The following is a 15,377-nucleotide window of genomic DNA, read 5'->3' as shown; positions in this document are numbered from 1 at the left end:
GGCCGGCAAAAGGACTCTAATCCAATGGTCGGAGGCAATGGAACAGGCGAATAATTCGATTGCCGCGCGTGCCCGCATATGCCGGGGAGGGAGTAATTCTCGAATAAGGCGGAATGCGAGCGGAAGAATTACGTGCCTATTTGTATCAACGGAGCCCGACGGTCCTCTTGTACGGCCACACCTGTCCGGGCGCACACGACGGCCCCGGCGGCGGTCGAGGGTGGCGGCGGTTGCCGGTGGCGGCGGAGCATCCGGGTCGGTCGGCTCAGCGGAGCGTCCGGGTCGGTCGGCTCAGCGGAGCGAGACCCAGCTGGTCGCCACCGCGTAGTCGGAGGTCCGCGCGTGCAGTTGGACCGGACCGGGCGGCGGCGGACCCAGCGAGAAGAAGCCGACCGGGTCCACGGCGACCTCCTCATAGGGGCCGCCCGGGGTGCGGGCGACGACCCGGCCGCCGCGAGCCGGTGAGAGCTGGCCGACGATGCCGGTCCCGGTCACCTCGATCGCGACGACGACCGGACCGGCGTGGAACGCCAGGGCGCGGGTGGAGCCGGTGGACCGGGTCAGCCCGGCCGGCTCGGGGTCGCACGCCGAGTCGAAGGTCAGCTCGGCGACGGCCAGTTCGGCGTCCACGGTCCGCCAGCTGAACGCCGCGTACGCGGCGGTCAGGAACTCCTCCGGCGGTGGCCCTGCCTCGCGCAGCGCCGCACCCAGCTCGCTCAGCAGGGCGTCGTCATCGGCCGGCGGCCACAGCCCCATCGCGGTCACCTCCGCTCCCCTCGGCGTCCGAGGACGCCCCGACGAACGCGGCGAGCGCGGGGGAGTTGCGCAGCTTCCGCAGGCAGCGTGCCTGCGAGGGGCCGATGCTGCCGATCGGCATGCCCAACCGCTGCGCGATCTCCCGGTAGCTGGTCGGGGGATCGGCGACCAGCAGGGAGAGCAACTCCCGGCAGCGCGCCGGAAGCTGGCCGAAGCCGTCCCGTAGCGCCTGCCGGCGTTCCGCCCGGAGCAGGTTCTCGTCCGGCGTTCTGAAGTCCGGTGGCAGCAGGGCGCCGATGGTCGCCTCGACGGCCTCGTCGAGCGGGTCGAACGGCTGGGTACGCCGGCCGACCCGGACCAGCCGGTAGCACTCCCGCCGGGTGGTGGTGGCCAGCCAGGTGGCCAGGGCGGCGGGCTCGCGTACCCGGCCCAGGTGCTCCACCAGGCGCAGCCAGACGGTCTGATTCACGTCGGCCGCGTCGGTCCGGTTCAGCCCGTGCGCCCGGATCACCGACAGGACCAGTGGGGCGTAGCGGCGGACCAGCTCGACCCAGGCGAACTCGTCGCCGTTCGCGGCGGCGGAGACCAGACCGGCGAGGATCGCGTCGCTCGTCGGGACCTCCGGTGCCGGGCCGGCGTCCGGACCCGTGGCGGGATCGGGCTGCTCAGTCAACGAGTACGCCGTAGTCGGGGTGCCAGTCGGGCTCGCCGAGCAGGACCAGCCGGGCCTGCTCGGCGTCGAGCCCGGTGGCGCTCATCAGGGCGGCCAGCCGGCCCGAGACGTGTGCCGCCGCGAAGGAGGTGCCGGCCCAGGTCGCGTACCCGCGGAACTCCTTGACGGGCCGGCCGGGCAGCAGCAGCCGGCCGTCCACGTAGGTGCTGGTCCGCTCGCCGACGGCGCAGGCGTCCACCCAGGACCCGAAGCCGCTGTACGCGGCCGGCAGCAGCCCGTTCGCCCCCTGGCTGACCGCCGCCACCGCCACCACCTCCGGCAGCGCGGCCGGCCAGGCCGGCCGGGCGGTGCCGGCGTTACCGCTGGCCGCGACGACGACGCTGCCCGCCCGCTTGCCGGCGAGGACGTTCGCCAGCGGCAGTGGCGGCAGGTCGTCCTGGGTGAAACAGCCCAGCGACAGGTTGACGATCGACACGTCCGGGCCGAGTCCGGCCAGGGCCGCCGCCAGCATCTCCTCGTCGCCGACGCCGGTCGGGTTCAGCGCCGGCTCGGGGTCGAACGACACGCCCGGGGCGGCCTGCCGGACCACCCCGGCGACGAAGGTGCCGTGCCCACCCTGCGGGCCGAGCACGTCGCTGTGCAGGTAGAGCGGGTCCTCGTCGTCGACCTGCGGCAGGTAGCCGCCGCCGAGCCACTCCGGATGGCGGGCGCCGGCCAGTCGCCAGACCCCGGTGTCGCAGATCCCCACCGTCACCCCGGCGCCGTCCCCGGCGTGCGCCGGATCCGGGGCGGGCAGGGCGGCGGCGACCTGCGGTGGCCCGCCCGGGTTGCCCATGATGTTGCCGTAGCCGAGCAGCACGTGGTGCGGTTGCACCCGGGGTATCGGTTGGTCGGGCCACTGCCGTGGATCGCGCAGCTTCGCCACGACCGAGGGGACGTGGGCCTCCCGGTCGAAGCGCAGCCGGGTGACACCGGCGAACTCGCCGCCCCGGGTGACCGGATGCCCGGCCTTGCGCAGTGCGGTCACCACCCGTTCGGCGTCCGGGTTGGCCACCAGCAACTGCCGGGGGCGGTAGAGGAACTCCCGGCCGGGCTCGTCGTGGACCAGCACGTCCGGATCGGCCGCCAGCAGTTGCTGAAATGCCCGCTGGTACGCGTCGTCGTCGCTGCCGGCGAGGGCGGGCCCGGGCCGGAGTCCGGCGCCCAACGGGGTGGCTGCGGTCAGCGCGGCCAGCGCCATGAGATGCCGGCGGGACAACCGACCGATCGGGCGCGGCGCGACGGGACGGTCAGGCGACACCGGTCCTCCCAAATGAACGAAAGAAGTGCGGTCGGCGGGCGCTTCGGCGGGCCAACTCCCCGAGACATTCCCCGACCGTGTCGATTGTTTTCCAGTGATAGTCGATTGTCAATAATCGCGGATCCGTGAGGGGTCGTGGAATCGTCGCTTTTCGGATAACCGTACAGATTGACCCAAGGTCATCGATCGGGGATTCTGTCCGCATGGGTGACAGCGCCGGCTCCGTCGCTCCCACGGCCCGGGCGGCGCTCGACGCCGTACAGCGCTATCCCCGCGAAGCGATCATGCTCGGTCGGCGGGTGCTGGCCACCGCCCACTCCGACGCCGACGAGCGCTCCACCGCCGAGCGGGCGATCGGGCTGGCGCTGCGGGAACTCAACGACCTGCCGGCGGCCCTGCGGCACCTGCGCCGTGCGTTGCGCGCCGCCGGCACGCCCCGGGTGGCGGCACTGGCCAGGATGAGCCTCGGCTACGTACTCGCCAACGCCGGCCGCACCTCCGCCGCACTGGCCGAGGTCACCTCGGCGCTGCCCGAGCTGACCGGCGCCGACGCCGGGCGGGCCCGGATGCAGCGGGGCGTGGTGCTGCACTTCCGCGGCCAGTTCGAGGAGGCGGTCCGGGAGTACGGGATCGCGGTGGAGATCGCCGGGCGCGAGGGCGACCTGCTGCTGGAGGCGCGCGCCCGGAACAACCGAGGGCTGCTCAACGCGCACCGGGGCGCCACCCTCGGCGCCGACGACGACCTCGGTTGCGCCGCCGCCATCTTCCAACGGCTCGGACTCGACCTGGCCGCCGCCGACGTCCGGTGGAACCTCGGCATCGCCGCGAGCCACGGCGGCGACATCCCCGGGGCGCTGCGCCGCTTCGCCGCCGTCGAGGAAGAGTACGCCCGGCTCAACGTGCCCCGGCCGGCGCTGCTGCTGGACCGGTTCGAGCTGCTGCTCTCCGTACCACTTGTCGACGAGGCGGTCGAGGTGGCCAGCCTCGCCGTACGCGAGCTGCGCCGGCGGGGGATGGCCTCGGATCTCGCCGAGGCGCTGCTCGCCCGCGCCCGGGCCGCGCTGCTCGCCGGTGACCTGGAGACCGCCACCACGGCCGCCGCCGAGGCGCGGGTCCGGTTCCGCCGGCAGGGGCGACGCACCTGGGCCGCCTTCGCCCGGCACGTCGAACTCCGCGCCGAGCTGCGCCGGGGTACCCGCTCGGCGGCGCTGCTGACCGCGCTGGTGCGTACCGCCGACCAGCTCGACGCCACCGGATGGCCGGGACCGGCGCTGACCACCCGGATCGAGGCCGCTTCGCTGGCCACCGCGCTGGGGCGTACCGGTCGGGCGGCGGAACTGCTGGCGGTCGCCGCCCGGGCCCGCCGCCGGGGTACGGCGTCGCGGCGGGCGCAGGGCTGGTACGCGCTGGCGCTGTCCCGGCGGCTCGACGGCGACCACCGGGGCGGCGCCCGCGCGTTGCAGCGCGGACTGGCGGTACTCGACGGCTACCGGGCCGCGCTCGGCGCCACCGAGTTGCGCGCGCACAGCGGCGCACACGGCCAGGAACTCGCGGCCGAGGGAGTCGACCTGGCGATCACCTCCGGTACCCCCGCCCAGGTGCTGGCCTGGACGGAGCGGTGGCGCGCCAGCGCGCTGCGGATGCGGGCGGTGCTTCCGCCGCAGGACGTCGGGCTCGCCGCCGCCCTCGCCGAGCTGCGGATGGTCAGCGGTGCGCTGGAGGAGGCGCTGCTCGCCGGCCGCCCGGTGACCGCGCTGCGCCGCCGCCAGGCCCGGCTAGAACGGCAGATCCGGGAGCTGGCCCGGGGGGTCGACGGCGACGGCGGGCTGCTGGCGCCGCCGGGTGTGCAGACCCTCGGCGAGTGGCTCGGCGACGCCGTACTGGTGGAACTGGTGGCCCACCGGGAACGGCTCCGGGCGGTGCTGCTCCGGGACTGCCGGGCGACCCTGCACGACCTCGGCCCGCTGGAGGCGGCACTGCACGCCGCCCGGCTGCACCGGTTCGGTCTGCGCCGGCTGGTCGTCACCGGGGACACCCCCGACGCGCGGGCCGGGGTCGAGCACGCCGCGTCGGCCCTGGACCGGCAGCTCTTCGGGCCGCTGCGGGCGCGCCTGGCCGACCGGCCGCTGGTGATGGTGCCGATCGGGGCGTTGCACGCGGTTGCCTGGGCGGGGTTGCCGACCTGCGCCGGACGGCCGGTGACGGTGGCTCCGTCGGCGACGGCGTGGCTTGCCGCCGCCCGCCGTACGCTGCCGGACGGTCCGCCGCTGCTCGCCGCCGGCCCGCGCCTGCCGGCCGCCGAGACCGAGGTACGCCTGCTGAGCCGGGTACTGCCCGGGGCGCGGCTGCTGGCCGGCGAGGGCGCGACCGCCGAGGCGGTGACCACGGGGCTGGACGGGGCCCGGCTGGCGCACATCGCGGCGCACGGGACCTTCCGGGCCGACAACCCGCTCTTCTCCACACTGGACCTCGCCGACGGACCGCTGACCGCGTACGAGTTGGAGCGGCTGCCCCGACCGCCCGGCTGTGTGGTGCTCTCCGCCTGCGACTCGGGGCTGTCCGGGGTACGCCCCGGTGACGAGGTGATGGGCTTCACCTCGGTGCTGCTGGCCCTCGGCGCCAGCAGCCTGATCGCCACCGTGCTGCCGGTGCCGGCCGATCTGACCAGCACGCTGATGCTGGACCTGCACCGCCGGATGGGTGCCGGCGCCCGGCCGGCGTCGGCGCTCGCCGCCGCCCAGCGGGAGTTCGCCGCCGACGGCGACGGCTCCGCGCAGGCCACGGCGGCGGCCTTCGTCTGCTTCGGGGCGGGCTGACCCCGGCTCAGCTCACCGGCCGGCGCAGTCAGGGCAGGTGCCGAAGATCTCCAGGGTGTGGCTGACGTCGGAGAAGCCGTGCTTGTTGGCGACCCGGTCGGCCCAGCTCTCCACGGCCGGCCCCTCCACCTCGACCGTACGCCCGCAGGCCCGGCAGACCAGGTGGTGGTGGTGCCCCTCGCTGCACCGCCGGTAGAGGTGCTCGCCGCCCGGCGGGCGCATCACGTCGATCTCGCCCGCGTCGGCGAGCCCTTGCAGGGTGCGGTAGACGGTGGTCAGGCCGACCCGTTCGCCACGGCTGCGCAACATCGCGTGCAGGTCCTGGGCGCTGTGGAAGCCCTCGACCTCACCGAGCAGGGCGCTGACCGCGCTGCGCTGTCGGGTGTTGCGTACCGCCGCGCCGCTCTCCGCCGCCGCCATCTCGCCCTCCTCGCGTCGTGTCAGGTGCCTGCCGCCGGACGTCCCCCGTCAGGTGGCTTCCCCCGAATGGCTCACCGCGTCCGCCACGATATGCGCGATGTGCTCGTCGACCAAGGTATAGGCGATTTCCCGACCGCGCCGCGAGCCGCGTACCACCCCGGCGCCGCGGAGTACCCGCAGGTGCTGGGAGACGAGCGGCTGCGGGGCGCCGAGGGTCTCCACCAGTTCGTGCACGCACCGTTCGCCGTGCGCGAGTTCGCTGACGATGGCGAGCCGGATCGGTGCGGCGAGCGCTCGTAGCAGCTCACCGGCGCCCGCGTAGGCCTCGTAGGCGTTTGTGCCCGTCACCCCGTAACGGTAACCGTTGTTAACGGCGTACCGCCGTTCGGTGCGCGGTTCCAAGGTCAACCGGGACCGGCCCGGTCGACGGGGCCGGGTCCTGGGCGGCTTGCCGGGCGGCGTCGAGCACCACGTCACAGGGTTCGACGTGCGGATCCGGCCCGGGCACGGCACGGCGTCGGGCCACCGCCCGGCGTACCGCCACGGCCACCGAGGCCACCAGGAAGAGCCCGATCGCCAGGATCACGATGGTGGCCCCGAGCGCGGTGTTGGCGGTGCCGGCCAGCCACACCCCGGAGCCGGAGGCGAGCAGCCCCAGCCCCATCGCGGCGAGCATGGTGCCGAGGAAGCCCCGGGTGAACAGCTGCGCGGTGGCCACCGGCACCACCATCAGGGCGCTGATCAGCAGCAGCCCGACCGCCCGCATCGCGATGGTCACGGTCACCGCCGTGGTCACCGCGAGCAGCAGGTTCAGCGCCCGGACCGGCAGGCCGGAGACCCGGGCGTACTCCTCGTCGTGGCAGATCGCGAAGAGCGCCGGGCGCAGCGCGACCATGGCGGTCAGGACCACCGCCGCGAGGACCACGATCACCACCAGATCCTGCGGCGACGTCGTGGTCAGCGAGCCGAAGAGGTACGCCATCAGGTTGGCGTTGCTCCGGCTGCCGGAGAGCCCGACCAGCATCACGCCACCGGCGATGCCGCCGTAGAAGAGCATCGCCAGGGCGACGTCGCCGGAGGTCCGGCCGCGTTCCCGGATCAGCTCGATGCCGATCGCGGCGACCGCGGCGACGATCACCGCCGTCAGCACCGGGGACCGGTCGAGCAGCAGCCCGACCCCGACCCCGGTCAGCGCGACGTGTCCGACCCCGTCACCGATCAGCGACATCCGGCGCTGCACCAGATAGATGCCGAGCGCCGGGGCGGTCAGCCCGATCACCAGCGCCCCGACCAGGGCTCTGATCATGAAGTCGTACTGGAAGAGACTCATGCCGGCCCTCCGCTGCGCTCCGTGCCGGCATGAGGCACATCGACACTGTGCTTGCTGATTCGCTCGCTTCGCTCGCTCACGGCCGGCTGCCCCACATCCCTGTCGACTCCTCCGGCGCGTGCGGGTGGACGTGCTCGTGTCCGGGCGCCGCGTGGTGCCCGGCCGGTTCCGGTACCGCGCCGTCGTGCGCGATCGTTCCCTCGTGTACGACCACCGCCCGGGTGATCACCCCGGCCAGTGGCCCGAGTTCGTGCGCGACCAGCAGCACCGTCCCGCCACCGGCGACGAACCCGCGCAGCGCCTCGGCGAAGGCGTCCTGGCTGGCCGAGTCGACCCCGGCGGTCGGCTCGTCGAGGACCAGCAGCTCCGGCCGGCCGGCGAGGGCCCGGGCGATCAGGGTGCGCTGCTGCTGCCCGCCGGAGAGGGTGGCCACCGGGTCACCGGCCCGGTCGGCGAGCCCGACCGCCGCCAGCGCCTCGGCCACCGCCGCCCGGTCGACCCGCCCCGGCGGCCGGAACACGCCGCGCCGGGCCAGCCGTCCGGAGGCGACCACCTCGGCCACGGTCGCCGGTACGCCGCTGCCGGCGCCCATCCGCTGCGGCACGTACCCGATCCGGGCCCACTGCCGGAACCGGCGCTGCGGGGTGCCGAACAGGGTGACCGTCCCGGCGGCCAGCGGCACCAGCCCGAGGATCGCCCGGATCAGGGTGGACTTGCCGGAGCCGTTGGCGCCGAGTACGGCGACCACCTCGCCGGGGTCGACCCGCAGGGAGACACCGCGCAGCACGGCCCGGTCGTCGTAGGCGACCACGCCGTGCTGCACGGTGACGACAGGTCCGGTCATGAGCATCCCAGTCCGGTCCTCAGGGCCGCGAGGTTGCTGCGCATCACCGAAAGGTAGTCCCCGGTACTGCCGGGTTGCAGGCCCTCGATCGGATCCAGTACGGCGGTCTTCGCCCCGACCTCCCGGGCGATCGTCTCGGCGACCTTCGGGCTGACCAGGGTCTCGAAGAAGATCGTGCTCGTGTGGTGCTCCCGGGCCTCGGCGGCCACCTCGGCCAGCCGCTGCGGGGCCGGCTCGTCCTCCGGGGTCAGCCCGGAGATGCCGATCTGCTCCAGCCGGTAGCGCTCGGCCAGATACCCGAAGGCGGTGTGGCTGGTCACCAGTTCGCGCCGCTGGCAGTTCGCCAGCCCCTTGGCGTACTCGGAATCGAGGGTCTCCAGTTCGGTGCGGAGCGCCTTCGCCCGGGCGGTGTAGTCGGCGGCCCGGTCCGGGTCGACCGTGCCGAGCCGCTCGGCCAGCTTGTCGGCGATCCCGGCGAGCCGGGTCGGGTCCAGCCAGACGTGCGGGTCCTTGCCGGCCGCTCCCTCCGCCTGCTCGGCGCCCTGGCCCTCGTGCCCGTCTTCGCCCTCGTGTTCGTGTCCGCCGGCGGTGGCGGCCAGCAGCGGCTGCACGGTGGCCACGTCGAAGGCCCGGTCCTCGGCCTGCTGCTGCACCGCCTCGTCCACGTTCGGCTGGAAGCCGGCGAGGTAGACGACCAGTTCGGCGTCGCTGACCTGGCCGACCTGGCCCGGGTTGAGTTCCAGGTCGTGCGGCTCGGCGCCGGGCTTGGCGAGGTTGGTCACCCGGACGGCGTCCCCGCCGACACGTTCGGTGACGAACTGGAGGGGATAGAAGGCGGCGACGACGTCGACCCGGTCGGGGTCGGCGCCGCTGCCGTCGTTGCCACAGGCGGCGGCGCCGGCCAGCGCGAGCAGGCCGGTGGTGGTAAGGGCGACGGTACGGAGGGCGGAGCGGATCACCATGTCATCCACTCTCCGCGACAATGAGAATGATTGTCAAAAACGCATGCTTGCATGGAACCGCGTCATACGCTCGGCACCGGTCGGGGAACCGGCAGCTGGCGGGTGGCCATCAGAGGATCTTCATCAGCGCGGCACCGACCAGCAGGGTCAGGATCACCAGCCGGAGGATCCGGGTCGCCGGGCGCTGCACCGGCCAGGTGGTCACCAGCAGCGCGGCCAGCCCGGCCGCGATCGCCAGCAGCAGCGCCCCGCCGACGATCCCCGGCGCGAAGAGGGCGACCAGCATCAGCGCCAGGGCGGCCAGGAACACACCCGTGGGGTTGACCCGGGCCAGGCGGGTCAGCAGAACGCTCTGCGTACGCTGCATTCCACAGACTCTACGAGATCTCGGTGCCCGGGCCGGTGAGCTGTCGTCAGCGACACCCCAGCTCGCCGGGCCCCGGCACCCGGCAGGAGGCGTACGTGCTGGTGACCAACCGCTTCGTGGTGGCAGAGGAGACCGCCGGAACCTTCACGGAACGGGCGCACGCCGCGCTGGCCGCCCTCGCCGCCCGGCCGGGATACCGCCGGGGCCAACTGCTGCGGGCCCTCGACGACCCCCGGCACTGGTGCCTGGTCACCGAGTGGGAGTCGGTCGGTACCTACCGGCGGGCCCTCGGCGCCTTCGACGTCAAGGTCAACGCCACTCCGTTGCTCGCCGAGTCGCTGGACGAGCCGTCCGCGTACGAGACGCTGGCCAGCGCCGAACCGGACGGCCAGGTCGAAGTCACCCCGAGCGACCGGGCCGCTGACTCCGGCCGGTGATGCGCCGGGCACTACCCTTGCCCCATGACCGTTCCCGGACCGCCCGGCGGGCCGTCGTCCCCACCCGAGCCCGTCCGGGCCGACGACCCGGCCCCACCCGGTGGCGCCGCCCCGCAGCCCGGCCCGCCATCGCCGCCCGCCGGATACGGTCCGCCGCCCGGATATGGCCCGCCACCCGCCGGGTACGGTCCGCCGCCGCCCGGCGGGTACGGGCCGGTGCCGACCGCCGGATATGGTCCGCCACCCGCCGGATACGGTCCGCCGCCGAGTGTGCCGGCGCCGCCGCCGGGCCCCGGTGCGGAGCCGCTCTTCGCCGCGCCGCCCAGCGAGGGGCGTGGGGCGCGGTTGTGGCTGGGGCTCGGGGTGGCCGCCCTCGCCGTCGTCCTCTTCTGCGGCGGTGGCGGAGCGGCCCTGGTCGGCCTGTTGATCTCCGGCTCGCAGGCGTTGAACGAGCAGGCCAGGACGGTGGTGACCGACTACTTCGACGCGCTCGACGACGGGGACTTCCGCAAGGCGTACGACCTGCTCTGCGACTCCGCCCGGCAGCGGGAGTCGCCGGCCGAGTTCGAGCGCCGGGTCAGCGCCGAGCCGGAGATCGACTCGTTCCGGATCGGCGACGTGTCGTTGACCAGCGAGTTGAGCGTGCCGGTGGACGTCACCTATGCCGGCGGGGGACAGGACAACCTCCAGGCCCTGCTGGACCAGGACCAGACCACCGGCGGATTGCGGGTCTGCGACATCAGATGACGCGACATCGGATGACGCGACATCGGATGAACCGTGCCGGCCCGCCGGGCGGCGGCGGTACGGCCGCCGAGGTGGAGTAATCTGCTGGGCTCGGGCCGCAGGCGACCGTACCGTTGTGCGGAGTACCGCCCGATCCAGGTCCGAGTGCCGTCCCTGTCCGCCTGTTTCCCTGACCGTCCCGAAGAAGTCCCCGCCGGCCGCCAGCCGGTGTAGGAGGTAGCCATGCCAGCCGACCGTATCGACGCCGTCGTCAGTCTCGCGAAGCGCCGAGGCTTCGTCTTCCCGTCCAGCGAGATCTACGGGGGCACCCGGTCGGCCTGGGACTACGGCCCGCTCGGCGTGGAGTTGAAGGAGAACGTCCGCCGCCAGTGGTGGCGGGCCATGGTGCAGCAGCGGGACGACATCGTCGGCCTCGACTCGGCGGTGATCCTCGCCCGGGACGTCTGGGCCGCCTCCGGCCACCTGGACGCCTTCGTCGACCCGCTGACCGAGTGCCAGTCCTGCCACAAGCGGTTCCGGGCCGACCACCTCGAAGAGGCGTACGCGGAGAAGCACGGCAACCCGCCGGCCTCGCTGGCCGAGCTGAACTGCCCGAACTGCGGCAACAAGGGCACCTTCACCGAGCCGCGGATGTTCAACGGCCTGATGAAGACCTACCTCGGCCCGGTGGAGAGCGAGGAGGGCCTGCACTACCTCCGGCCGGAGACCGCGCAGGGCATCTTCGTCAACTACAACAACGTGGCCGCCTCGGCCCGGAAGAAGCCGCCGTTCGGCATCGCCCAGGTCGGCAAGTCGTTCCGCAACGAGATCACCCCGGGCAACTTCATCTTCCGGACCCGGGAGTTCGAGCAGATGGAGATGGAGTTCTTCGTCGAGCCGGGCACCGACGAGGAATGGCACGAGTACTGGCTGCGCGAGCGCTGGAACTGGTATATCGACCTCGGTCTCTCCGAGGAGAACCTGCGCTTCCTGGAGCACCCGCAGGAGAAGCTCTCGCACTACTCGAAGCGGACCGTGGACATCGAGTACCGGTTCCGGTTCGGTGGCACCGAGTTCTCCGAGCTGGAGGGCATCGCCAACCGCACCGACTTCGACCTCTCCACGCACAGCAAGCACTCCGGCGTCGACCTGTCCTACTTCGACCAGGAGAAGCAGCAGCGTTGGGTGCCGTACGTGATCGAGCCGGCCGCCGGGCTGACCCGGGCGGTGCTCGCCTTCCTGCTGGAGGCGTACGACGAGGACGAGGCGCCGAACACCAAGGGCGGGGTCGACAAGCGCACCGTGCTCCGCCTCGACCCCCGGCTCTCCCCGGTGAAGGTGGCCGTGCTGCCGCTCTCCCGCAACCCCTCGCTCTCGCCGAAGGCGAAGGACCTGGCCGCCGCGCTGCGCAAGCGTTGGGTGGTCGAGTTCGACGACTCGCAGGCGATCGGCCGTCGCTACCGTCGGCAGGACGAGATCGGTACCCCGTTCTGCGTCACCGTCGACTTCGACACCCTGGACGACAACGCCGTCACCGTTCGTAACCGGGACAGCATGACCCAGGAGCGGGTCGGCCTGGACCGGGTCGAGCAGTACCTGCTCGAGCGCCTGCCCGGCTGCTGACCCGGCGGGGTCCGGCCGGCCCGGCCCGCCTGGTCACCGGGGTCCCGCACGGACGTGCCATGCTCGAACGCGTGACCACGACCGACCTCGCGCCACCGGCCGCTGCCCGCCCGCTGAAGCTGGGCGGGCATCCGGTCTGGCCGCCGGTGGTGCTCGCCCCGATGGCCGGGATCACGAATGTCGCCTTCCGGCGTCTCTGTCGGGAACAGGGCGGTGGCCTCTACGTCTGCGAGATGGTCACCACCCGGGCGCTGGTCGAGCGGAACCCGAAGACGCTCCGGATGGTGGCGTTCGGTGGCGACGAGCGGCCGCGCAGCCTCCAGCTCTACGGGATCGACCCGGAGGTGACGGCGGCGGCGGTCCGGATGGTGGTCGAGGAGGACCTCGCCGACCACGTGGACCTGAACTTCGGCTGCCCGGTGCCGAAGGTCACCCGCAAGGGCGGTGGGGCCGCGCTGCCGTGGCGGCGCCGGCTCTTCGCCCGGATCGTCCGGGCGGCGGTCGAGGCGGCCGCCCCGGCCGGGGTGCCGGTGACGGTCAAGATGCGCAAGGGCATCGACGACGACCACCTGACGTACGTGGAGGCGGGGCTCGCCGCCCAGGAGGCCGGGGTGGCGGCGGTCGCGCTGCACGGGCGTACGGCCGCGCAGCGGTACTCCGGTACGGCGGACTGGGACGCGATCGGCACCCTGAAGCAGGCGCTGGACGTGCCGGTACTCGGCAACGGCGACATCTGGGAGGGCGACGACGCGCTGCGGATGGTCGCGCACACCGGGGCGGACGGTGTGGTGGTCGGTCGTGGTTGCCTCGGCCGGCCCTGGCTCTTCGCGGACCTGGCGGCGGCCTTCGACGGCCGCCCGGTACGCCGGCTGCCGGCCCTCGGCGAGGTCGCGGCGACCATGCGCCGGCACGCCGAGCTGCTGGTCGAGTGGTTCGCCGGAGGCGACCGGCCCGACACCGCGGAGCGGGACGGCTGTGTCGACTTCCGCAAGCACGTCGCCTGGTATCTGAAGGGTTTCCCGGTCGGCGGCGAGCTGCGCCGGGCCCTGGCGATGGTGAACAGCCTGGCTGAGCTGGACGACCTGCTCGGCAAGCTCGACCCGGCCGAGCCGTTTCCGCTGGAGACGCTCGGCCAGCCCCGGGGCCGGACGAACTCGCCGGGCAAGGTCTTCCTGCCGGACGGCTGGCTGGCCGACCGGGACAGCGCCGAGGTGCCGGCCGGCGCGGAACTCGCCGACTCCGGCGGCTGAGCGCCGCCGCACCGCGCGCGGGGCCGGCAAGACCGCCGGGCAGTTCGACCGTGGTCCCGACATGTCATCGGTTCCGGTCATCGGTTCCGGGACTGTCGAGCTGCCCCGTCTGCGCCCACCCCCGACCGAGCACGAGCAGGCGACCGACCGAGCCGGTCAGGCGATCGGCACCGGCTGGTCGTCGGCGGGCGGCGGCGCGTCTCCGGCCGGCGCCGCCGCGCCGCCGCGCGCCGTCGATCCGGCGGGCCGGGGCTCGGGTACGACCGGAGCGCCCGCCCACGGCACGTCGGGCGAGCGGTGGAAGGTGATCCCGGCCGTGCTCCAGCGCACGCCCTGGCCGGCCAGCCGCAGCCGGAAGTCCGCCCAGTCCCGGGCCCGTGCCGGCGACCAGCCCAGCTCGGCGATGGCCGGCAGCCGGGGGAAGGTCATGAACTCGATGTCGCCGACCGTCCGGATCGTCTCCGTCCAGAGCGGCGCCTCCACCCCGAGCACCGCCTCGGCCGGTACTCCGGCCAGGTAGTCGCCGGGATCCCAGTCGTACGCGTCGCGGACCTCGACCAGTCCGGCCCAGTCCTTGCCCAGCGGGGTGGTCGCCGAGTACTTCATGTCGAGGTAGCTGCGGTTGCCGGGGGAGAGCAGCAGCTTCGCGCCGTCCCGGACCGCTGCCGCCACCGTCGGATCCTCGGTCGCGGTGCCCCAGTACTGGACGACCCGGCCGGCGCTGTGCTCGGCGACGGCGAGCTGGTGCCAGCCGAGCACCCGCTTGCCGTGCCCGGTGACGATCCGCTGGACCCGGTTCATGAACCGGGTGTAGGCGGCCCGGTCCAGGGTGAACGCCTCGTCGCCGCCGACGTGCAGGTAGCGGCCGGGGGTGAGCGCGGCGACCTCGCCGAGTACGTCGTCGATGAACCGGTAGGTCCGCTCGTTGTCGACGGCGACCGCGCTGAACCCGACGTCGGTGCCGGTGTACTCCGGTGGCGCGACGCCGTCCGGGGCGAGTTCGGCGTACGCGTTCAGTGCCGCGTTGGTGTGCCCGGGCAGGTCGATCTCGGGTACGACGGTGATGTGCCGGGCGGCCGCGTACGCGACGATCTCGGCGTATTGCTCCTTGGTGTAGTAGCCGCCGGGGCCGCCGTCCACCTCGGTGGATCCGCCGATGCTGGCGAGTCGGGGCCAGGAGTCGACGGCGATCCGCCAGCCCTGGTCGTCGGTGAGGTGCAGGTGCAGGTGGTTGAGCTTGTACCGGGCCAGGTGGTCGACGAAGCGCAGCACGTGCGGTACGGCGAAGAAGTGCCGGGCCACGTCGAGCATCGCGCCCCGGTAGCCGAACCGGGGCTGGTCGTCGATGGTGCCGCCGGGGATCGCCCACGGGCCGGGCTGCCGGCGGGCGGACTCGATCTTGGGCGGCAGCAGTTGCCGCAGCGTCTGCACCGCGTAGAAGAGGCCGGCGGCGGTGCTGGCCCGGGCCACCACGCCGGAGGAGTTGATCTCCAGGTGGTAGCCCTCGGCCGAGCCGGCGCCGCCGGGCTGCGGCTTCCGGGAGCGGCCGGTCGATCCGTCGTCGCCGGTGAGCAGCAGGGAGATCCCGCCGGGCCCGTCGGCCTGGCCGGCGGTGACCACGGGCAGCGGATAGCCGGTGGGGCGGCGCAGCAGCTCCGCCAGGTGTCGGCCGACGGCGCTCGCCTCGGGGCCGGGGGTGGTCCGGATCGTCGTGCCGGGGGTCAGGATGAACTCCACCCCGGCGGCCGGCTCGACCCGGGCAGGGGCGGGGAGCACGTCGGTCAGTCGGGGCGGGGTGTCGGCCGGGGTGCGGGTGGACCGGGACTGAAAGGTGGTAGGTCGCACGGCAGATCTCTCCGGGGGGAGCCGCAGG

14 protein-coding genes and 1 pseudogene are annotated in these 15,377 nt (G+C 73.6%); 5 read left to right on the top strand and 10 right to left on the bottom strand.

The annotated features are described in order from the left end of the window. Positions 1-291: 291 nt before the first annotated feature. The 3 genes from C6W10_RS34935 to C6W10_RS34925 are packed head-to-tail and all read right to left on the bottom strand — an operon-like array spanning position 292 to position 2,729. Positions 292-756, bottom strand: coding sequence for a hypothetical protein (locus C6W10_RS34935; protein WP_107264531.1), 465 nt, complete (start codon positions 754-756; stop codon positions 292-294). Further along, positions 731-1,429, bottom strand: a complete 699-nt coding sequence (locus C6W10_RS34930; protein WP_234361526.1) for an RNA polymerase sigma factor — start codon at positions 1,427-1,429, stop codon at positions 731-733. The genes C6W10_RS34935 and C6W10_RS34930 overlap by 26 nt, the downstream gene beginning before the upstream one ends. Beyond that, positions 1,422-2,729 (bottom strand): S8 family serine peptidase, encoded by a 1,308-nt coding sequence (locus C6W10_RS34925; protein WP_234361525.1) that lies wholly within the window; start codon positions 2,727-2,729, stop codon positions 1,422-1,424. Before C6W10_RS34925 ends, C6W10_RS34930 begins: the two co-directional genes overlap by 8 nt. Before the next feature lie 203 nt (positions 2,730-2,932). On the opposite strand from C6W10_RS34925, the gene C6W10_RS39570 reads away from it, so the two are divergent. Further along, entirely contained in the window at positions 2,933-5,545 is a 2,613-nt protein-coding gene (locus tag C6W10_RS39570) for a CHAT domain-containing tetratricopeptide repeat protein (protein WP_107263260.1), read from the top strand. A 12-nt stretch (positions 5,546-5,557) separates the two neighbouring features. Here the strand turns inward: C6W10_RS39570 and C6W10_RS34915 are convergent, their stop codons facing one another. The 6 genes and pseudogenes from C6W10_RS34915 to C6W10_RS34890 all read right to left on the bottom strand — a co-directional run bounded on the left by C6W10_RS34915 (position 5,558) and on the right by C6W10_RS34890 (position 9,468). Beyond that, on the bottom strand, positions 5,558-5,965 hold the full coding sequence (locus C6W10_RS34915; RefSeq protein ID WP_107263259.1) for a Fur family transcriptional regulator: 408 nt from the start codon (positions 5,963-5,965) through the stop codon (positions 5,558-5,560). Between the two features lie 48 nt (positions 5,966-6,013). Further along, a complete protein-coding gene (locus tag C6W10_RS34910; protein ID WP_101367512.1) occupies positions 6,014-6,313 on the bottom strand; it encodes a helix-turn-helix transcriptional regulator in 300 nt (99 codons plus the stop codon). A 213-nt stretch (positions 6,314-6,526) separates the two neighbouring features. Further along, positions 6,527-7,295: pseudogene (locus tag C6W10_RS34905) on the bottom strand (metal ABC transporter permease); the annotation flags it as partial. Positions 7,296-7,371: 76 nt separating this feature from the next. Next, positions 7,372-8,139, bottom strand: a complete 768-nt coding sequence (locus tag C6W10_RS34900; RefSeq protein WP_107263257.1) for a metal ABC transporter ATP-binding protein — start codon at positions 8,137-8,139, stop codon at positions 7,372-7,374. Further along, positions 8,136-9,101 (bottom strand): metal ABC transporter substrate-binding protein, encoded by a 966-nt coding sequence (locus tag C6W10_RS34895; RefSeq protein ID WP_107263256.1) that lies wholly within the window; start codon positions 9,099-9,101, stop codon positions 8,136-8,138. The genes C6W10_RS34900 and C6W10_RS34895 overlap by 4 nt, the downstream gene beginning before the upstream one ends. A 109-nt stretch (positions 9,102-9,210) precedes the next feature. After that, positions 9,211-9,468, bottom strand: a complete 258-nt coding sequence (locus C6W10_RS34890) for a hypothetical protein (protein ID WP_107263255.1) — start codon at positions 9,466-9,468, stop codon at positions 9,211-9,213. Positions 9,469-9,563: 95 nt separating this feature from the next. On the opposite strand from C6W10_RS34890, the gene C6W10_RS34885 reads away from it, so the two are divergent. The 4 genes from C6W10_RS34885 to dusB all read left to right on the top strand — a co-directional run bounded on the left by C6W10_RS34885 (position 9,564) and on the right by dusB (position 13,504). Next, entirely contained in the window at positions 9,564-9,905 is a 342-nt protein-coding gene (locus tag C6W10_RS34885) for an antibiotic biosynthesis monooxygenase (protein WP_107263254.1), read from the top strand. Between the two features lie 270 nt (positions 9,906-10,175). Next, positions 10,176-10,652: a hypothetical protein gene (locus C6W10_RS34880; RefSeq protein WP_107264529.1), complete on the top strand. Its 477-nt coding sequence runs from the start codon at positions 10,176-10,178 to the stop codon at positions 10,650-10,652. Between the two features lie 222 nt (positions 10,653-10,874). Next, entirely contained in the window at positions 10,875-12,254 is a 1,380-nt protein-coding gene (locus C6W10_RS34875) for a glycine--tRNA ligase (RefSeq protein ID WP_107263253.1), read from the top strand. Positions 12,255-12,325: 71 nt separating this feature from the next. Then, on the top strand, positions 12,326-13,504 hold the full coding sequence (dusB, locus tag C6W10_RS34870) for a tRNA dihydrouridine synthase DusB (protein ID WP_234359138.1): 1,179 nt from the start codon (positions 12,326-12,328) through the stop codon (positions 13,502-13,504). Positions 13,505-13,660: 156 nt separating this feature from the next. On the opposite strand, the gene C6W10_RS34865 is transcribed toward dusB, so the two are convergent. Further along, positions 13,661-15,349 carry a beta-N-acetylhexosaminidase gene (locus C6W10_RS34865; RefSeq protein ID WP_304598405.1) on the bottom strand — a complete coding sequence of 563 codons (1,689 nt, stop codon included), beginning with the start codon at positions 15,347-15,349 and terminating at the stop codon, positions 13,661-13,663. Positions 15,350-15,377 lie beyond the last annotated feature (28 nt).

This window comes from Plantactinospora sp. BB1 (assembly GCF_003030385.1).
GTDB lineage: Bacteria > Actinomycetota > Actinomycetes > Mycobacteriales > Micromonosporaceae > Plantactinospora.
Note: the sequence above shows the minus strand (reverse complement) of the source record. Positions and strands in the feature narration are given on the sequence as shown.